Raw genomic sequence first — 18628 nt, forward strand, 5'->3', positions numbered from 1 at the left:
GTCGGTCACGAAACCACCGATACCCAGTCTGCGGATGCACACCATTCGCGCGCACCCACTCAGACAACTTCACACCGCTCCCCGGGGACGATCTGGGTCGACGTTTCGGCTGGCGGGGAGGCTGGTCGCACGGTTGTGTATGCGCGGGTGTCCTCACATGATCAATGCGCAGATCTGGAGCGGCGGGGTTGCACGGCTTGGCTGATTGGGCGACCTCGAATGGTCGTGTGGTCGGCGAGGTGGTTACCGGGGTGGGGTCGGGTGTGAACGGTAAGCGACCGAAGTTGCGCAAGGATTCTGTCGGGCCCGTCTGCTTGGGTGGTGGTTGTGGAGCATCGGGATCGGTTGGCGCGCTTGGGGGTGGAGCACCTCGAGGCCGCGTTGTCGGCCCGGGGCCGCAGGATCATCGTGGCCGATCAGGGCGAGACTGTCGATGATCTGGTGCGCGACATGATCGAGGTGCTGACCTCGATGTGTGCGCGCCTGTATGGCCGCCGCGGGGCGCCTAACCGGGCGATGCGAGCGGTGACCGCCATCAAACAGGCCGAGGTTGTTGCCGGTGGCTAGGTTCGAGATCCCCCACGGTTGGACGGCGCAGGCGTATCGGTTCGCGTTGGATCCCACACCGACGCAGTTGGGCGCGTTGGCGTCTCATGCTGGTGCGGTGCGGTTCGCCCATAACCACATGTTGGCGTTGGTGAAGGCGGTGATGGATCAGCGGGCCGCCGAGCGCAGCTACGGGATTGCTGAGTCGGAGTTGACGCCGGTGTTGGGGTGGTCGTTGCCGGCGCTGCGCAAGGTGTGGAATCAGCGCAAAGCCTGGTGTGCGCCGTGGTGGGCGGAGAACTCCAAGGAGGCCTACAACACAGGCCTGGACGGGTTGGCCCGCGGGTTGGATGCCTGGTCGTCGTCGCGGCAAGGCCGGCGCGCCGGGAAGCCGGTCGGTTTCCCGCGGTTCAAGACCTCCCGGGCACCGCGCTCGGTGCGATTCACCACTGGAGCAATTCGCATCGAGGACGACCGCCGCCACGTGCGGCTGCCGCGGCTGGGTGCGGTCCGCACTCATGAGTCGACCCGCAAGCTGGCCCGCCGCATCGAGGCGGGGACGGCGAGAATCTTGTCGGCCACCGTGCGCCAAGACAGCGCCGGGCGTTGGTACTGCGCCCTACAAGTCATCGTCGCCGCCAAGGCCCGACCCGCGCACGCGCGGCGCTCGGCGTATCCGGTGGTCGGGGTTGATGTCGGGGTGAAAGCCGACAGCCTGCTGGTCGTGGCGACACCGGATGGGATCGAGGTCGACCGCGTTGCTGCACCGAAGTCGCTGACCGCCGCGCAGGGCCGGTTGCGGGCGTTGCAGCGCCGAGCCGCCCGCCAACGCGGCCCCTATGATTCGGGCACCAAGACCAAGCAGGTGGCCTCGAAGCGGTGGCGGCGCACTCAGGCCCGGATCGGGCGCACCCACGCTCACGCCGCGGCGGTGCGCCACGACGTGCTGCACAAGGCCACCACCGCGCTCGCCCAGCAGCACCAGGTGGTCGTGGTGGAAACCTTGAACGCCGCCGGGATGCGCACCCAAGGCGGCGCTTACAAGCGGGGTCTCAACCGCGCCTTGGCCGATGCTGCCCTGGCCGAGATCCGGCGCATGCTGGGCTACAAGACCCGCTGGTACGGCTCCTCTTTGGTGGAGGCTGACCGGTGTTTCCCGTCGTCGAAGACGTGCACGGCGTGTGGGAGGCGAAAGCCAAACCTCACCCTGGCCGATCGAGTCTTCGAGTGTGATGAATGCGGTATGCGGATCGATCGTGATCTGGGTGCTGCGATCAACCTCGCCCGACTCGGCGCACCCCCACAGTTGGGTGAACAGAGTCCCGCCGGGAGTGGCCCGGTGGCAGGACGTGGAGCCACGCGTGAGACCGAACCCGCCCCAGCGGGCGACGCCGCAGGCCAGGAAACGTCAACCCCGCACCACCAGCCGGTGGACCAGACGGGGACCGCCTCACCGCAAGGCGAGGCTGCCTAATGGAACAAGCGAACTCACATTCGCTCACGAAGAGGCAACGGTGAACAGAACCCGCAGTGTTGTTGTTGTCAGGTCCATCACCGACCCCGGTGGCGGCGCCGACGAGTCCGTCACATTCACATGCTCAGGCGATCACAGCCGCGACTGATGCTTGATCGTGGTGTCGGTGGTCCGCAGTGGCCGGATCAACGCATCTTGGGTGAACGACGCGATGAGTTCACCGTTCTCGGTGTGCACTGTGCCACGCACGTAGGACATGCCGGCGCCCACCTGGGTGCTCTCGTGGCTGTAGAGCAGCCACCCGTCCCAGCGCACCGGTTCGTGAAAGCTGACCGACACCGTCATCGGGGCGGTCGACACGGTCAGGTGCGCCTGGCTGGTGCCGAACCCCTCGTGCGCTCGCATCGTCGTCGAAATGCCCAGGTGCCCGGTGAAATACGCGACGAGTGCCTTCGCGAGGTCGGCACGGGCCGGAATCGGATCGTAGTGCAGCCACGCGTGGATCTCCGGTGGACCGACCTCGTCGGGGCTGTTGACATCGACGACGTCGACCAGACGCAGTTCGCGGCCGTCCATCGGCATCGGCGACACGTGGGAGTCCGCGGGCGAGGCCACGTCCGGCTTGGGCAGGTGGTGGCGAATCACGTCCTCGGTCGGCACGTCGGCCAGCACCGTGGTGGTGATGCAGCGCTTGCCGTTCTGCATCGCGGTGATGACCGCCGACGCCGTCGAGCGGCCGGCGCTGACCACATCGACCTGCAATTCGACGGGGCCGGCACCGACCATCACCGCGCGGGCGAACACCGCGTACACCGACCGGATCGACTTGTCCGGAAACTGCTTGGCGGCAGCGACTATCGACGCCGCGAGGATCTGCGTGCCCTCGACGACCTGGCGTTCGTCCTCACCGGCCGGACCCGTCTGCACGGTGTAGGTGTCCGGTCCGCTCGGTTCCGCGTCGAACAGGTCCAGCAGACCCTGCACGGTCCACTGCGTCTGCGCTGATTCCGCTGTCATGTGTGATCGCCTCCAACCAAGTGACTGTCGCTGGGAACAGTAACCGAGCTTCGCCGATAGCGGTAACGTCATTACCGACATGTTCGCCGCAGCGGAAGGAAGGCGCCGATGGCCGTGAAGGGCACGCGGGCGACGAAGTCCGCCAAAGGAGCCGCGGTCGAGACACCGCCGCGATCCGGCGCCGAAGCCGAGTCGCGCGCCACCCGGTTCATGAAATCCGCGCTGGCGATTCTCGGGGAGACCGGACGCACCGATTTCACCGTGCTCGAGGTGGTGGAGCGGTCGAAGACCTCGCTGCGCGCGTTCTACCAGCACTTCGCCACCAAGGACGAGTTGCTGCTGGCCCTGGTGGAGAAGATCATGGCCGACGCCACCGATCGCTGGCGCGCCGAGACCGAGACCCTGCCCAGCGCCGAGGCACTTCGCCGGCTGATCGAACGCATCGGTGCGCCGGCCGAGTCCAGCACGCAGGACAGCATCAACCGCGGCCTGACCTACTACAACGATCACCTGCTCGAGCACCGCCCCAAAGAGTTCGCCAAGGTGCTGGCCCCGCTGCACCAGCTGGTTGCCGACATCCTGCGCCGCGGCATCGCCGAAGGTAGGTTCCGCGACGATCTCGACGTCGACGCCGATGCCGCGATCCTGATGCAGACAGTGTTGGGCGCACTGCGGCTGCGCGAGCTCGGAGCCGAACTCACCGGGGTGCCCATCGACGGAGCACATGTCTACGCCCTGTGCTTGCGCGGGCTCACCGGATAGCGCCCTGACCTGCTGAAAAAGCCACGTTTGCGATTGTGGCGCCGTTACACCAGCCCGTGGTAATGTCGTTACCACCAAGCGGTAATGCCGTTACCAATCCGACCGATATGACGTGTCAGGAGGCCGCCATGCCCTCACGCAACCTCGACTATCCGGTGTTCGACGCCGACAATCACTTCTACGAACCCAAGGAAGCGCTGACGCAGTTCCTGCCCGACCACCGCAAGGGGGTCATCGACTACATCGACGTGCATGGACGCACCAAGATCGTCGTCCGTAACCACATCAGCGACTACATTCCGAACCCGACCTTCGAGGTGGTCGCCCGCCCCGGCGCGCAGGAGGAGTACTTCAAGCACGGCAGTGGCGGCAAGAGCTTCCGCGAGGTGATGGGCAAGCCGATGAAGGCCATCCCCGCCTTCCGCAATCCCGAGGCGCGCCTCGAGGTGCTCGACGGACTGGGTCTGGACTACACGATCATGTTCCCGACGCTGGCCAGCCTGGTCGAGGAGCGCATGAAGGACGACCCGGACCTGATCCTCGACATCATCCACGCGCTCAACCAGTGGATGTATGAGACATGGCAGTTCGACTACGAGGGTCGCATTCTGTCCACACCGGTGATCAACCTGTCGGTCGTCGACCGGGCGCTCGAGGAGCTCGAGTGGTGCCTGGAGCGCGGCGCCAAGACCGTGCTGGTGCGGCCGGCTCCGGTACCCGGCTACCGCGGCACCCGCTCGCTCGGTCTGCCCGAGTTCGACCCGTTCTGGGATGCCTGCGTGAAGGCCGGGATTCCGGTCTGCATGCACGCCTCCGACAGCGGCTACGCGCAATACCTCAACGACTGGGAGCCCGCCGACGAGTTCCTGCCGTTCCGGCCCACTGCGTTTCGGATGGTCGCGATGGGCAAGCGACCCATCGAGGACACGATGGCCGCGATGGTCTGCCACGGCGCGCTGTCGCGCAACCCGGACTTGCGCATCCTGTCGATCGAGAACGGCGCGTCCTGGGTTCCCTACCTCTTCTACCAGTTCCAGGACGTCTACAAGAAGATGCCGCAGGAGTTCCCGGAGAACCCTATCGAGGCCTTCAAGCGGGGTGTCTACGTTGCACCGTTCTGGGAGGACGACTTCGGCAAGATGGCCGACCTGCTCGGCATCGACCGGGTGATCTTCGGCTCGGACTGGCCGCACCCGGAGGGCCTGGCCGACCCGATCAGCCTCGTCGACCAGCTCGAGGAGAACGGCCTCGACGAGGAGGGCATCCGAAAGGTGATGGGCGGCAATCTCGTCGACCTGTTCAAGGTGCCCAGCAAGAAGGTGCACAAGCCCGACGTCCCGGCCTTGGTCATCGCCTGACCTCGACGCTGCCGACCCCAGCACGATGACCGACGAGGAGCACCGATGACCGTGGCCGATCCAGAACAGATGTTGTTCGTGTCGACAACCCAGACGTTCCTGGAGAAGCAGGCCTCGCTGACCCACGTGCGTGGCCTGCACGCCTCGGAGGTGTCCTTCCAACCCGAATGGTGGCAGCGCGCCGCCGAATTGGGTTGGACCAGCCTGCTGGTGCCCGAGGAACTCGGCGGCGGCAGCGTCTCCGGTGGAGTCGAAGGTGGAGTCGCGGACCTGGCCCTGGTGGCCGAGCAGATCGGCCATACCGTGGCACCGGGTCCGTTGCACCCGGTCAGCGTCGTGTTGGCCGGCCTCGTCGAGGCTCCGGACGGGCACGAGCAGACCATCGAGGCGCTGATCGCCGGCGAGCTCGTCGCGTCGTGGGCGGTCTATGAACCTCGGCGGCCGTTTGCACCGTTGCAGGCCGCGACGAAAGCCACCCGCACCGAGAGCGGCTTCCGCATCGACGGCGTCAAGGATCGCGTCGAGGCAGGTGCCGAGAGCGGCGCGGTGCTCGTCGTCGCGGTCTGCGACGGCGAGCCGCGGCAGTTCCTCGTTCCGACCGACGCACCGGGTGTCACCGTCACCGCCCAAGCTTCGGTCGATCTCGTGAAGCGTTATGCCCGTGTCGAGTTCGACGGCACCGAGGTCGACGCGTCAGCAGCCGTCGGCACCGCCGGGCAGACGCCCGAGATCGTCGAGCGCCAGCGTCAAATCGCACTGGTTCTGCAGTGCGCCGAGTTGGTCGGCATCCTCGACACCGTGCTGGCGATGACCAACCAATGGTTGTTCGACCGCCACAGTTTCGGCCGGCCACTGGCCTCCTATCAGGCGCTCAAGCACCGCGCGGCCGACATGAAGATGTGGTTCGAGGCGTGCCGGGCCACCACCACCGGTGCGGTGGAATCGGTCGCACACCGCTCACCCGACGCAGCCAAGTTGGTCAGCGTCGCGAAAGCCTATGTCGGTGAGCGCACCCCGATGATGCTGCAGGATTGCGTGCAGATGCACGGCGGTATCGGGGTGACGTGGGAACACGATCTGCACCTGTATCTGCGCCGTGCCGCGCTGTATCGCGCGTTGTACGGCTCTCCCGAGGACCATCACCGCGCGGTGTACGCCCTGAGCAGGAAGACGGAGGCCTCCGCATGACCGAGACCGCCACTGCGACCACCACCGAGTCGGTCGAGGAGTTCGCCGCCCGGGCCCGGGCCTGGCTGGCCGAGAACATGCCCCGGATCGACCCGGAGCGTCCGCCGTTTTCCGTGCGTGCCGAGCAGTCGTCCTGGGATCGCGCCAAAGAGCTCCAGAAACGTTTGTATGACGGCGGTTTCGCCGGTATCTGCTTTCCGCGCGAGTACGGCGGGCTCGGTCTGGATTACGCCTACCAGCGGGCCTTCAACGCCGAGTGCTACTGCTACGAGATGCCGTTGATCCTCAACACGCCGTCGTTCACCATCTGCGCGGCCACCATCCTGGACATGGGCAGCGAGGAGCAGAAGCGCGACCGCATCGCCGCGGCGATCCGCGGGGACGAGATTCTGGTGCAGTTGCTCAGTGAGCCCAACGGCGGATCGGACCTGGCCGGGGTGATCACCCGCGCCGAACGCCAGGGCGACACGTGGGTCATCAACGGCGCCAAGACCTGGAGCACCAGCGCCTTCGCCGGCGACTACGGGCTGATGCTGGCGCGCACCGACTGGACGGTACCCAAGCACGAGGGCCTGACGATGTTCCTGGTGCCGCTCAACGCGCCCGGCATCACCATGCGTCGGATCAAAGAGGTCAACGGCAACGAGGAGTTCTGCGAGGAGTTCTTCGACAACCTCGAGTTGCCGCTCGATGCCGTGGTGGGCGAGGTCAACGACGGCTGGACGGTCGCATCGCGCCAGCTGCACCACGAGCGGCGCGCGGTCGGCGGCGGCTCGGAGTTCGCCAGCGGCACCGCCGCGGAGAACGCCAATGAGATGCCGCCCGATCACATCGGGCTGGCAGAGCTCACCGGCCAGGCCGACGACGCGGTGGTGCAGGACATGGCCGGACGCGCGCTGGCCCGTCGCATCGTCAAGGAACAACTCATCGACCACGTGTTCCGTGGCATCACGAACGGGTCGCTGCCGCCGAACGCGGGCACCATGATCCGGTTGTTCCACGCCGAGACCACCGAACTCGAGGTCGACACCGCGCTGGCGATCGCCGGGACCGCGGGGGTGGTCGACGAGGGCGGCGAGCTCGCCGAGTTGCTCGACATCGGGGTGCGATACCTGTCACGGCAGACCGGGTCGATCGGTGGCGGCACCTCGGAGATGGCGCGCAACGTCATCGGGGAGCGCATCCTGGGCTTCCCACGGGAGCTCGCCGCCGACCGAGGGGTTCCGTTCAACCAGGTCAAGCGCAACAAGAGCTGACTTCCCGCGGTCAGAACAGCGTCGGCTGCGCGGGTTCGGGGACCCGGGTCGCCGCGGCCACCGGCGCCGACGCCGTCATCCGCGGGGCGCCGTTGAGTCCGTGCTTGGCGGTCAGCTCCGCGGCCCGCTGCGCCAGCATCGCCCGATAGTCCGCGGGCAGGTAGGCCCCCCGGCGATACAGCTGCCGGTAGTCGGCCACCAGTTCGGGATGGTCCCTGACCAGCCAGTCCATGAACCAGCCTCGGGTGCTGCCGCGCAGATGCAGCCCGAACACCGTCACACTGGTGGCTCCCGCCGCCGCGATACGCCCCAGCAGATCGTCGAGATGCTCGTGCGAGTCGGTCAACCCCGGCAGCACCGGCGCCACCATGACGTGACACCGCAGACCGGCCGACCGGATGGCCGAGATCAGATCCAGCCGTGCCTGCGGCGTCGGCGTGCCGGGTTCGACGCGGCTGTGCAGCTGCGCGTCACCGACGGCCAGCGAGATCGCCACGCTGACGTCGACGTGGCCCGCGGCGTCGACGATGAGCGGCAGATCGCGGCGCAGCAGTGTGCCTTTGGTCAGGATCGAGAACGGCGTGGCCGCGTCGGCCAGCGCGCTGATGATCCCGGGCATCAGCGCATAGCGCCCCTCGGCCCGTTGGTAGGGGTCGGTGTTGGTGCCCAGCGCCACGGTTTCGCGGGTCCAGGACGGACGGCGCAGCTCTCGGCGCAGCACCTCGGCCACATTGGTCTTGACCACCAGTTGGGTGTCGAAATCGCGCCCGCAGTCGAACTCGAGGTATTCGTGGGTGGGCCGCGCGAAGCAGTACCGGCACGCGTGCGAACAGCCGCGGTAGCCGTTGACGGTGTACCGGAACGGAAGCATCGACGCGGCCGGGATCTTGTTGAGCGCCGACTTGCACAGCACCTCGTGGAACGTGATCCCCTCGAACTGGGGTGTGCGCACGCTGCGGACCAGCCCGAGCCGCTGCAGGCCCGGCAGCGCACCGTCGTCGGCGTCGAGTGTCTGACCAGCCCACCGCATACCTCATGCGAACACACGTTCGAAGCAGTGTCAAGGACCCGCTACGCTGTGAGAGGTGGCGCACGATCGCAGGCGCCACGGCATTTTCGTAAGGGGCACATGTCAACTCAGCGCTATGACGATGAGCTGCGGGCGGAGCAGCACTATGTGGACGGCCTGTACACCCGGCTGGATGCGGAGCGCGTCCGGGTCAGGGGAAACCACGCCGCCGCACTGCGCAGCCCGGTCGACGCGCAGAACGGCGCAACGCTTGTGGAGCGCGACGCGCAGGTGCGCACGTCGGCCGCGCGCATGGAGCGGCTCAACGTCGCCGACGCCGGCCTGTGCTTCGGCCGGCTCGACAGCGTGTCGGGTGAGCAGCTCTACATCGGCCGCATCGGCATCCTCGACGACGCCGACGACTACGAGCCGCTGCTGTTGGACTGGCGCGCGCCGGCGGCGCGGCCCTTCTACACCGCCACCGGCGCCCACCCGGAGAACATGCGCCGGCGCCGCCAGTTCCACACGCTGGGGCGGCGCCTGATCGACTTCACCGACGAGGTGTTCGGCCGGCCGCTGGCGCCCGAGACCGGCGCCCAGCCCGGCCATTCCAGTGACGTGGCGCTGTTGGCGGCGGTCAACGCGCCGCGCGGCGACGGGATGCGCGACATCGTCGCGACGATCCAGGCCGAGCAGGACGCGATCATCCGGCTCGATGTTCCCGGCGTACTGGTGATCGAGGGCGGGCCGGGCACCGGCAAGACCGTGGTGGCGCTGCACCGGGTGGCCTACCTGCTCTACACCCAGCGCAAACGGATGGAGAGCCACGGCGTGCTGGTGATCGGACCCAACGCCGCGTTCCTCGACCACATCGGCCGGGTGCTGCCGTCCCTGGGTGAGACCAACGTGGTGTTCATGACCACCGGCGACCTCGTTCCGGGTCTGCACGTCAGCGCGCACGACCCGCCGGAGGTGGCGCGGGTGAAGGGAGCGGTCGCGATGCTGGACGTGCTCGCCGCGGCGGTCGCCGACCGTCAGCGCGTGCCCTCCGAACCGCTGCCGATCGACTTGTCCGACGTCTCGGTGCGTATCGATCCGGAGGCCGCCGAGTGGGCGATCTCCGAGGCACGCGGCACCGATCAACCCCACAACCACGCCCGGGCCACGTTCGTCGACGTGATCACGTGGGTGGTGACCGAGCGGGCGATCGCCAAGATCGGCCGCGGCTGGTTGACCCGCGACGACCGCGCCGCCTGGGAGCACCTGCGGGCGGATCTGCTCGACGAGCTCGAAGACCACGCCGGATTCAACGCCGCGCTCGACGCGCTGTGGCCGACCCTGACCCCGGAAAAGCTGCTCGCAGAGTTGTATTCGTCACCTGAGCGACTGAGCGCGGCCGGCGCCGACCCGATGCTCTACCGCGCCGACGGCGCCGCATGGACGGTCGGGGACGTGCCGCTGCTCGACGAACTGGTCGATCTGCTCGGCCGCGACACCTCCGGCGACGAGGCCGCCGAGCGGGAGCGTCGAGAAGAGGCTGCCTACGCCGCCGGCGTGCTGGATCTGATGGTCGATCGCGAAGACCTGATGGAAGACGAGGACCTGCTGCTGGCCCGCGACGTGATCGAGGCCGAGGACCTGGCCGAGCGGTTCCTCGAGCGCGACAGCCGCGACCTCGCCGAACGCGCGGCGGCCGACCGGGACTGGACCTACGGACACGTCGTCGTCGACGAAGCCCAGGAGCTCTCCGCGATGGAGTGGCGCGTGCTGATGCGGCGTTGCCCGAGCCGCTCCTTCACCGTCGTCGGCGACCTCGCGCAACGCCGGTCGGCGGCCGGCGCCCCGACGTGGGGCGCGATGCTCGACACTTACGTGCCGGGCCGCTGGGAGTACCGATCGTTGACGGTGAACTACCGCACGCCCGCCGAGATCATGACGGTGGCGGCGGGCGCGCTCGCCCAGTTCGCCCCTACAGCGACGCCACCCGAGTCGGTGCGCGCCACCGGCACTCCGCCGTGGTCACGCCGGGTGGCGGACGACGAATTGGCTTCCGCAATCGACGATTTCCTCCGCGACGAGTCCGGCCGCGAGGGCGCCTGCATTGTCATCGGGCCGCCGGACGTCGCCACCGCGGTGGCGCCGGCTGACACCAAGGGCCTGGAATATGACGCGGTGCTCCTGGTGCACCCGGAGCGGATCCTCGCTGACGGTCCGCGCGGTGCCGCAGACCTCTATGTCGCGTTGACCCGCGCTACGCAGCGCCTCGGGGTGCTGCACCGCGACGAACTGCCCGCGGCGCTGTCCGGTTTGGCGCCCCGCTAGCTCACCACTGGCCGAGTTGGCACCGCACGTTGTGCGGGTCGTCGTGGTTGACCAGCACCTCGTTGTTGACGGCGATGTCGCAATGCGCGCCCGGTGCGGCCTGTCCGCCACGCGCGGTGCTGCTGGCTGTCAGGATGGCCCACTGCGGATCCTCGAAGGTCGCTTCGAACACCCACGGCGCGCCGGGCGTGATGGTGACCTTCTCGCGCTTGGCGTAGGCGTAGGCATCGGCGTTGAACGCCTCCATGCTGGGCGGCTGGGCGGTCAGGTAGAAGAGCTCGAACTCATAGGCACCCGCCGAGCTCACGGTGTACCGGACCTGCTGCCCGTCCTGTGCGCCGGCTGTCGCCGGGCTGACCATTCCGGCGGCGGCAACCAACGCTGCTGCGCCAAGGGCCGCCCCTACCTTCGCTGAAGCTGTTCGCATGTAGGTCACATCGCCGGACCGTACCGGATCGTTACCGACTCGGCAGGAGCACGTCGGCGAGGACGATGACGGCAAATCAATTCACGCGAGCGACACACGTTAATTTGTTCGTCACACACAGACACTTGACAGAAACACGCGGGCTCTAACGTCCGGACTCGACACCGGCGCGGTGTCGCGATTCATGTCGCGGAATGTACTCAGACACAACGGCTCATCCGCCCTCACCTGCAGATGAGCACTGTCGATCATCAGAAAGGCCGTCCATGGAACAATCCCGGCGCTTAGCCTTCCGCCGATCCTCGCTCGTCGCCGGAAGTGTCGTGGCGGCGGCCAGCCTGCTGCTGGCGGGATGCGGCAGCAAGGCCGGCGACAGCGACGTAGCAAATGCGGAGTCCTGTGTGGACACGTCCGGTGACACCATCAAGGTGGGTGCCTTGAACTCGCTGTCGGGCACCATGGCGATCTCGGAGGTCACCGTCCGCAACGCCATCGACTTGGCGGTCGAGCAGATCAACGCCGACGGCGGTGTCCTGGGCAAGCAGATTCAACTGGTCGGCGAAGACGGCGCCTCCGAACCGACGGTGTTCGCCGAGAAGGCCGAGAAGCTGATCAGCAGTGATTGCGTCGCCGCGGTGTTCGGCGGATGGACCTCGTCGAGCCGCAAGGCGATGCTGCCGGTCTTCGAGAGCGCCAACTCGCTGCTGTACTACCCGGTGCAGTACGAGGGCCTGGAGTCCTCCCCCAACATCTTCTACACCGGCGCCACCACCAACCAGCAGATCGTGCCGGCGCTGGACTACCTGAAGGAGCAGGGCATCACCTCGCTGTACCTGGTGGGCAGCGACTACGTGTTCCCGCAGACCGCCAACCGGATCATCAAGGCCTACGCCGAGGCCAACGGCATCGAGATCAAGGGCGAGGACTACACGCCGCTGGGTTCGACGGATTTCTCCACCATCGTCAACAAGGTGCGCACCGCCGACGCCGACGCGGTGTTCAACACCCTCAACGGCGACTCCAATGTCGCCTTCTTCCGCGAGTACAGGAACGTGGGCCTGACTCCGCAGCAGATGCCCGTGGTCTCGGTGTCCATCGCCGAGGAAGAGGTCGGCGGCATCGGCGTGCAGAACATCACCGGCCAACTCACCGCCTGGGACTACTACCAGACCATCGACACGCCGGTGAACAACGAGTTCGTCGCGGCCTACAAGGCGAAGTACGGCGCTGACAAACCCACGTCGGATCCGATGGAGGCCGCCTACGTGTCGGTCTACCTGTGGAAGAACACGGTGGAGAAGGCACAGTCATTCGACGTCAAGGCCATTCAGGACAACGCCGACGGCGTGAGCTTCGATGCACCCGAGGGCCAGGTCACCATCGACGGGGAGAACCACCACATCACCAAGACCGCCCGCATCGGCGAGATCCGGCCCGACGGTCTGATCTACACGGTGTGGGAGTCGCCCGGTCCGATCGACCCGGATCCGTTCCTGAAGTCCTACCCGTGGGCCGCCGGCCTCTCCGGCTGATCCCGTGGATGTCCTGATCGGGCAGCTGGCAACAGGATTGAGCCTCGGCTCGATCCTGTTGCTGGCCGCTCTGGGGTTGTCACTGACCTTCGGCCAGATGGGCGTCATCAACATGGCGCACGGCGAGTTCATCATGGCCGGCTGCTACACGGCCTACGTCGTTCAGCAGGTCGTCTCGAGCGCCGGTGCGTCATTGCTGATCTCGCTCCTCGTCGGCTTCGTCGTCGGCGGCGCGATGGGCGCCCTGCTGGAGGTGACGCTGATCCAGCGGATGTATCACCGCCCGCTGGACACCCTGTTGGTGACCTTCGGTGTCGGACTGATCCTTCAGCAGGTGGCGCGCGACGTCTTCGGCGCTCCCGCGGTCAACGTCTTCGCGCCACCGTGGCTGTCGGGCGGGGTCGAGATCCTGGGCGCCGTGGTACCCAAGACCCGCATCTTCATCCTGCTGCTGGCTGTGGTGTGCGTCGCGGCGTTGGCCATCGTGCTCAAGACCTCGCCGATGGGCCGGCGGATCCGCGCGGTGGTGCAGAACCGCGATCTGGCTGAGACCAGCGGGATTTCCTCCCGGCGCACGGACATCACGACGTTCTTCATCGGGTCGGGCCTGGCGGCCGTGGCCGGGGTGGCGTTGACGTTGATCGGTTCCACCAGTCCCACCATCGGGCAGAGCTACTTGATCGACGCGTTCCTGGTGGTGGTGGTCGGCGGGCTCGGCCAGATCAAGGGCACGGTCATCGCCGCGTTCGCGCTGGGCTTCCTGAACTCGTTCATCGAGTACAACACCACCGCCTCGCTGGCCAAGGTGATCGTGTTCGTGATCATCGTCGTTTTCCTGCAGGCGCGCCCCCAGGGCCTGTTCACCGTGCGCACGAGGAGCCTGGCATGACCACCCTGCTCGGACGATGGCAGACCTGGGCCGGATTCGGGGTCGCCGCGTTGGTGCTGTTCGTCATCGCACCGGCGGTGCTGTCGGACTTCCGGTTGTCTCTGCTGGGGAAGTTCCTGTGCTTCGCCATCGTCGCAGTCGGCATCGGGCTGGCATGGGGTCGCGGCGGCATGCTGGTGCTGGGCCAGGGCGTGTTCTTCGGCCTCGGCGGTTACATGATGGCGATGCACCTAAAGATCGCGGACGCTCAGGTGCTCGGAAACGACGTCCCGGACTTCATGCAGATCCAGGGCGTGCGGGAATTGCCCGGTTACTGGCAGCCTTTCGCCTCTCCCCTGGTCACCCTCATCGCGATCCTGGTGGTGCCGGCTGGGATCGCGGCCGCGCTGGGACTGGGTGTGTTCAAACGCAAGGTCAAGGGCGCCTACTTCGCGATCCTGTCGCAGGCACTGGCCGCCGCGCTGGCCATCCTGCTGGTCGGACAGACCAGCCTCGGCGGATCGAACGGGCTCAACAGGTTTCGGACGTTCTTCGGATTCACGCTGAGTGACCCGGTGAACCGTCGGATGCTGTACTTCATCGCTGCGGCGGTCCTGCTGATCGTGGTCGCGGTGGTGCGCCAGCTGATGCAGAGCCGGTACGGCGAGCTGCTGGTCGCCGTACGCGACGGCGAGGAACGGGTGCGCTTCTTGGGCTACGACCCGGCCAACATCAAGGTGGTCGCGTACACCGTCGCCGCGCTGTTCGCCAGCATCGCCGGGGCACTGTTCGCGCCGATCGTCGGATTCATCGCCCCGTCCCAGGTCGGCATCCTGCCCTCGATCGCATTCCTGATCGGCGTCGCGATCGGCGGGCGCACCACCCTGTTGGGGCCGGTACTCGGTGCCATCGGCGTGGCATGGGCGCAGACCCTGTTCTCCGAACGGTTTCCGTCGGAGTGGACCTACGCGCAGGGGCTGCTGTTCATCGTCGTCGTCGGGTTCTTCCCGGCCGGCCTGGCCGGGCTCGGGGTGTTCCTCAAACGTCGCCGCACAGCCGAAGCCGGGTCGCCACCGGAGAAGTCGCCCGACGCCGACCCAGACGCACAGAAGGTGGGTACCCGCTCATGACGGAGGTGCACGCCAGCACCGCAGGCAGAGAACCGGTCGAAGGCGGCAACGCCGGCATGGGCGCCCAGTACCTGCAAGTGCGGGGGCTGACAGTCGATTTCGACGGGTTCAAAGCAGTCAGCGACGTCGACCTGACGTTGTTCCAGGGTGATCTGCGCTTCCTGATCGGCCCCAACGGCGCGGGCAAGACCACGGTCATCGACGCCATCACCGGGCTGGTGCCGGCGACCGGTTCGGTGAACAAATCCGGGGTGGAACTGCTCGGCAAGAAGGTGCACCAGATCGCCCGCCGCGGCGTCGGGCGCACCTTCCAGACCGCCACCGTGTTCGAACAGTTGACGGTGTTGCAGAACCTCGACATCGCCGCCGGGGCCGGACGCTCGGTGTGGACGCTGCTGCGGCGACGCCGCGGGATGCTTCCCGCGATCGAGCGGACCCTGCACACCATCGGGCTGACTCATCTGGCCGACGAGCCGGCCGGGGTGCTCGCTCACGGGCAGAAGCAATGGCTGGAGATCGGCATGCTGTTGGTCCAGAACGCCGACGTGCTGCTGCTCGACGAACCGGTCGCGGGCATGAGCGCCGAAGAACGCGAGGAGACCGGAAATCTGTTGCGCCGCATCGGCGCCGAGCGCACCGTGGTCGTCGTCGAGCATGACATGGATTTCATGCGGGCGTTCGCGACCTCGGTGACGGTGCTCGCACGCGGACAGGTGGTCGCGGAGGGATCGGTGGCCGAGGTGCAGGCCAATCCCAAGGTTCAGGAGGTCTACCTGGGCACCGCCGCGGCAGGCGCAAGCGACTCCGAATTGATCGAGGAGAACACCTGATGCTGCAACTGGTCGACGTCCGCAGCGGCTACGGCCGCAGCCAGGTCATCCACGGCGTCAGCATCGACGTGCCCGCCGATGGCGTCGCGGCGGTGATGGGCCACAACGGCGCCGGCAAGACCACGCTGTTACGCGCGGCGGTCGGTCTGCTCAAATGCACCGCGGGCAAGGTGCTGTTCGGCGGTGAGGACATCACCAAGCTGCGGCCCAGCGCGCGCGTGGCCCGAGGCCTGGCCTACGTCCCGCAGGGTCAGCAGTCGTTCGGCCAGTTGACCACCGCCGAGAACCTGCAGGTGGTCGCGGACGGGCGCAGGAACGGCAAGGCGCTGATCGACGAACAGCTCGATCTGTTCCCTGCGCTCAAGGAGCTTCTGAGTCGCCGCGCCGGACTGTTGTCGGGCGGGCAGCGCCAACAACTCGCCATCGCCCGGGCACTGATCACCACGCCGAAGTGCCTGATCCTCGACGAACCGACCGAAGGCATCCAACCATCGGTGGTCCACGAGATCGAGGAGGCGATCACCGCGCTGACCGCCCGCGGCGACCTCGGCGTCCTGCTGGTCGAACAACACATCGGGTTTGCGCTGGAATCGGCGCAGCGTTATTACATCCTCGAGGCCGGCCGGGTCACCGCAAGCGGCTCCGGCGGGTCGGCCTCCGAGGCCGACGTTCGCGCTGCGATGGCAATCTGAGCGGCCCGCCGCTGTAGCAGTCTCGCCAAGACCGCACACCGATGACGGGCATCGGCGATCGTTGACTGGTGAGCACGCCCGTGGAACCGGTCATCCTCGCTGAGCGGGGTGGTCTGGTGGTAGCCGAAAGCGGGCCGGAGATCCTGGTCATCGACCGCGGTACCGGCCCGTCGGAGATCACCGCGTTCGTTCTGCTGACCATCGCCCTCGTCTTCGGCGGTTTCGGTCTTGTGGCGGTCTTCTCGGTGGCCACAGACGGGACCATGGCGCACTTCGGATTGTTCGGCGCGGCGGTGCTGGGGATCGGCGTGGTCGCCGGTGTGGGGCTGGTTTTCGCCGTCAAGGACCTTCGCGAGCGACGGCTGCGGTCACTGGCGGCGCTGACCCCGGTTGCCGTGTTCGACCGCGCAACGCGGACCTACCGCAACGGTTCGGGCGAAATCATCGCTCCGCTGGACAAGGTTCAGTTCGCCAAGAGAATGCAGATCATGTCGAGCTCACCCAAGCTGGTCGTCGTGACGCCGATGGGAGTGCGGATTCTCAAGCGCGGGAATCCGTTCAGCGGCGGGATCGGCTCATTGGATCGGGTGCTCGACAACGCCGTGCACGGTTTGCCGCCGTAGCGAAGCGCCGTCACCCACCGCATGTCGACACGCCGCGCAACCGGGGTTCCGGCACGATCCTCAGCGGTCGGTACGTAGATTGTGGGCGAGAGGTCGAAACGCTCCGAGCTCAGCACACCAAGGGATCTGACGACAGATGAACTATCCCACCGGCACCCACCCATGAGTTCCGGCCGCAGGAGCCGTCGCGACCGACCGGGACTGGTGGACGCGTCCAGGCAGCGCCTCACCGTGTTCGCCGACGCGGTGCGCAGCAGGTTGTGGCCCGTCCCCGCGTTCTGGGTCGTGATCGCGTTCGCGGCCGGCATCGGCGTTCCCGAACTCGACGCCGCACTCGACGCGCAACTTCCACAGTGGCTGGCGGACTACCTGTTCGGCGGAGGCGCCGACGCCGCCAGGGAGGTCCTCGGCGCCGTCGCCACGTCGCTGATCACGGTGACCTCGCTGACCTTCTCGTTGACGCTGGTCACGCTGCAACTCGCCAGCAGCCAGTACACGCCGAGACTGCTGCGCACCTTCGCAGCGGACCGGTTCGTCCAGCGCACCCTGGCGCTGTTCCTGGCCACGTTCGTCTACGCACTGACGGTGCTGCGCACCGTGCGCAACGGCGGCGACAACGCGGAGCCGGAGTTCGTCCCCCAGATCGCGGTCACCCTCGGGTACTTCCTGGCCGTGGCCAGTGTCGTGGCCCTGGTGGTGTTCCTCGGGCATCTGGTGCGACAGATCCGCATCGAGACCATGGTCGAGCACGTCGGCAATGACATCCAGCAATCAGCAGTTCGACTGCTCGACCCGCTGGACGACGCGCCTGCCGCCGACGAACCACCCGCCCCGCCCGACGGTGCCGCACTGCTGACCGCGCGCTCATCGGGCTTCCTCACCGAGCTCGAGGAGTCCGCACTGCTGTCGGCGGCTGCTGCTGCAGACGCGGTGCTCTGGATCGATCGGCCCGTCGGATCCGAGATCGTGGCCGGCGTGCCGGTCGCCTTCGCCTGGCCGGCGGGGCGCCCGACGATTCGTCTCACCGATGAGCAGTTGACCGCGCTGCACGACTGCGTGGCTGCGTCGCTGCACGTCGGCACCGAACGCACCGCGAGCCAGGACATCGGCTACGGCCTGCGGCAGCTGACCGACGTGGTGGTCCGGGCGCTGAGTCCTGGGATCAACGATCCGACCACCGCGGTGCACGCGCTGAACTCATGTAGCGCGGCCCTGTGCGAACTGGCCGGCTACCGCCTGGGCAGGCGCGTGCTGCGCGACGATCACCACGTGGTACGCGTGGTGATCGCGCGACCGGATTTCGCCGACCTCCTCGACGGGGTGTGCGCGCAGACGCGGCTTTACGGCGCAAGCGATCCCGCGGTGTTGGCCCGACTGCTGTCGATGCTGCGCGAACTGGCCTGGGTGGTGGCGCTACCCACCGATCGCGACGCCGTCCGCGATCAACTCGATCGGGGCCTTCGCGTCATCGCCGAGCAGGATTTCGATCCGGCCGATCGGCGCCGCCTCGAGCGGCTCGCCGATCAGGTCCTCCTGGCGCTCGACGGACGTTGGAAGCAGTCCTGAGCTGAGCGCGCTCGTGACGCCCATGCCA

General features: G+C 67.3%; 16 protein-coding genes and 1 pseudogene. 14 read left to right on the forward strand and 3 right to left on the reverse strand.

Annotated elements, in window-relative coordinates; translation table 11 throughout:
• Positions 1-105 precede the first annotated feature (105 nt).
• Positions 106-567, forward strand: a pseudogene (locus G6N31_RS08560) (IS607 family transposase); the annotation flags it as partial.
• Positions 560-2020, forward strand: coding sequence for an IS607 family element RNA-guided endonuclease TnpB (gene tnpB, locus G6N31_RS08565; protein WP_098004341.1), 1461 nt, complete (start codon positions 560-562; stop codon positions 2018-2020). The pseudogene G6N31_RS08560 and the gene tnpB, both read left to right, overlap by 8 nt.
• A gap of 132 nt (positions 2021-2152) precedes the next feature.
• Here the strand turns inward: tnpB and G6N31_RS08570 are convergent, their stop codons facing one another.
• Positions 2153-3037 carry an acyl-CoA thioesterase gene (locus tag G6N31_RS08570; protein ID WP_098004342.1) on the reverse strand — a complete coding sequence of 295 codons (885 nt, stop codon included), beginning with the start codon at positions 3035-3037 and terminating at the stop codon, positions 2153-2155.
• 108 nt (positions 3038-3145) lie between these two features.
• Between G6N31_RS08570 and G6N31_RS08575 the strand changes: the two genes are divergently transcribed.
• The 4 genes from G6N31_RS08575 (at position 3146) to G6N31_RS08590 (ending at position 7601) form a co-directional block, all read left to right on the forward strand.
• A complete protein-coding gene (locus tag G6N31_RS08575; protein WP_098004343.1) occupies positions 3146-3799 on the forward strand; it encodes a TetR/AcrR family transcriptional regulator in 654 nt (217 codons plus the stop codon).
• A gap of 128 nt (positions 3800-3927) precedes the next feature.
• Positions 3928-5157, forward strand: a complete 1230-nt coding sequence (locus tag G6N31_RS08580) for an amidohydrolase family protein (protein ID WP_098004387.1) — start codon at positions 3928-3930, stop codon at positions 5155-5157.
• A 45-nt stretch (positions 5158-5202) separates the two neighbouring features.
• Complete coding sequence (locus G6N31_RS08585; RefSeq protein ID WP_098004344.1) at positions 5203-6345, forward strand: acyl-CoA dehydrogenase family protein; 1143 nt, start codon at positions 5203-5205, stop codon at positions 6343-6345.
• A complete protein-coding gene (locus G6N31_RS08590; protein WP_098004345.1) occupies positions 6342-7601 on the forward strand; it encodes an acyl-CoA dehydrogenase family protein in 1260 nt (419 codons plus the stop codon). Before G6N31_RS08585 ends, G6N31_RS08590 begins: the two co-directional genes overlap by 4 nt.
• Before the next feature lie 10 nt (positions 7602-7611).
• On the opposite strand, the gene G6N31_RS08595 is transcribed toward G6N31_RS08590, so the two are convergent.
• The gene (locus G6N31_RS08595) at positions 7612-8631 is read right to left on the reverse strand and encodes an Rv2578c family radical SAM protein (RefSeq protein WP_098004346.1); all 1020 of its coding nucleotides are present in this window, start codon (positions 8629-8631) and stop codon (positions 7612-7614) included.
• A 99-nt stretch (positions 8632-8730) separates the two neighbouring features.
• Here G6N31_RS08595 and helR point away from each other — a divergent pair, with 99 nt between their 5' ends.
• On the forward strand, positions 8731-10932 hold the full coding sequence (gene helR / locus G6N31_RS08600) for an RNA polymerase recycling motor ATPase HelR (RefSeq protein WP_098004347.1): 2202 nt from the start codon (positions 8731-8733) through the stop codon (positions 10930-10932).
• Position 10933: 1 nt separating this feature from the next.
• Here the strand turns inward: helR and G6N31_RS08605 are convergent, their stop codons facing one another.
• Positions 10934-11359 (reverse strand): Rv2576c family protein, encoded by a 426-nt coding sequence (locus G6N31_RS08605; protein WP_098004388.1) that lies wholly within the window; start codon positions 11357-11359, stop codon positions 10934-10936.
• 266 nt (positions 11360-11625) lie between these two features.
• On the opposite strand from G6N31_RS08605, the gene urtA reads away from it, so the two are divergent.
• From urtA to G6N31_RS08640, 7 genes are all read left to right on the forward strand, one after another.
• Positions 11626-12891: an urea ABC transporter substrate-binding protein gene (gene urtA, locus G6N31_RS08610; RefSeq protein ID WP_098004348.1), complete on the forward strand. Its 1266-nt coding sequence runs from the start codon at positions 11626-11628 to the stop codon at positions 12889-12891.
• 4 nt (positions 12892-12895) lie between these two features.
• On the forward strand, positions 12896-13780 hold the full coding sequence (gene urtB, locus G6N31_RS08615; protein WP_098004349.1) for an urea ABC transporter permease subunit UrtB: 885 nt from the start codon (positions 12896-12898) through the stop codon (positions 13778-13780).
• Complete coding sequence (gene urtC, locus G6N31_RS08620; RefSeq protein WP_098004350.1) at positions 13777-14889, forward strand: urea ABC transporter permease subunit UrtC; 1113 nt, start codon at positions 13777-13779, stop codon at positions 14887-14889. Before urtB ends, urtC begins: the two co-directional genes overlap by 4 nt.
• Positions 14886-15719: an urea ABC transporter ATP-binding protein UrtD gene (gene urtD / locus G6N31_RS08625; protein WP_098004351.1), complete on the forward strand. Its 834-nt coding sequence runs from the start codon at positions 14886-14888 to the stop codon at positions 15717-15719. The genes urtC and urtD overlap by 4 nt, the downstream gene beginning before the upstream one ends.
• Entirely contained in the window at positions 15719-16411 is a 693-nt protein-coding gene (gene urtE / locus G6N31_RS08630) for an urea ABC transporter ATP-binding subunit UrtE (RefSeq protein ID WP_098004352.1), read from the forward strand. Before urtD ends, urtE begins: the two co-directional genes overlap by 1 nt.
• Before the next feature lie 68 nt (positions 16412-16479).
• The gene (locus tag G6N31_RS27345; RefSeq protein ID WP_234815380.1) at positions 16480-17034 is read left to right on the forward strand and encodes a hypothetical protein; all 555 of its coding nucleotides are present in this window, start codon (positions 16480-16482) and stop codon (positions 17032-17034) included.
• 162 nt (positions 17035-17196) lie between these two features.
• Positions 17197-18600, forward strand: coding sequence for a DUF2254 domain-containing protein (locus G6N31_RS08640; RefSeq protein WP_098004353.1), 1404 nt, complete (start codon positions 17197-17199; stop codon positions 18598-18600).
• The last annotated feature ends 28 nt before the right edge of the window (positions 18601-18628 follow it).

This window comes from Mycolicibacterium duvalii (assembly GCF_010726645.1).
Classification (GTDB): Bacteria; Actinomycetota; Actinomycetes; order Mycobacteriales; family Mycobacteriaceae; genus Mycobacterium; species Mycobacterium duvalii.

Coding starts and splice junctions, on each gene's coding strand:
- G6N31_RS08585 (WP_098004344.1), top strand. CDS start 5,203: ATGACCGTGGCCGATCCAGAACAGATGTTGTTCGTGTCGACAACCCAG.
- G6N31_RS08575 (WP_098004343.1), top strand. CDS start 3,146: ATGGCCGTGAAGGGCACGCGGGCGACGAAGTCCGCCAAAGGAGCCGCG.
- urtA (WP_098004348.1), top strand. CDS start 11,626: ATGGAACAATCCCGGCGCTTAGCCTTCCGCCGATCCTCGCTCGTCGCC.
- urtD (WP_098004351.1), top strand. CDS start 14,886: ATGACGGAGGTGCACGCCAGCACCGCAGGCAGAGAACCGGTCGAAGGC.
- helR (WP_098004347.1), top strand. CDS start 8,731: ATGTCAACTCAGCGCTATGACGATGAGCTGCGGGCGGAGCAGCACTAT.
- G6N31_RS08570 (WP_098004342.1), bottom strand. CDS start 3,037: ATGACAGCGGAATCAGCGCAGACGCAGTGGACCGTGCAGGGTCTGCTG.
- G6N31_RS08590 (WP_098004345.1), top strand. CDS start 6,342: ATGACCGAGACCGCCACTGCGACCACCACCGAGTCGGTCGAGGAGTTC.
- G6N31_RS08595 (WP_098004346.1), bottom strand. CDS start 8,631: ATGCGGTGGGCTGGTCAGACACTCGACGCCGACGACGGTGCGCTGCCG.
- G6N31_RS08605 (WP_098004388.1), bottom strand. CDS start 11,359: ATGCGAACAGCTTCAGCGAAGGTAGGGGCGGCCCTTGGCGCAGCAGCG.
- G6N31_RS08580 (WP_098004387.1), top strand. CDS start 3,928: ATGCCCTCACGCAACCTCGACTATCCGGTGTTCGACGCCGACAATCAC.
- urtE (WP_098004352.1), top strand. CDS start 15,719: ATGCTGCAACTGGTCGACGTCCGCAGCGGCTACGGCCGCAGCCAGGTC.
- G6N31_RS08640 (WP_098004353.1), top strand. CDS start 17,197: ATGAGTTCCGGCCGCAGGAGCCGTCGCGACCGACCGGGACTGGTGGAC.
- urtC (WP_098004350.1), top strand. CDS start 13,777: ATGACCACCCTGCTCGGACGATGGCAGACCTGGGCCGGATTCGGGGTC.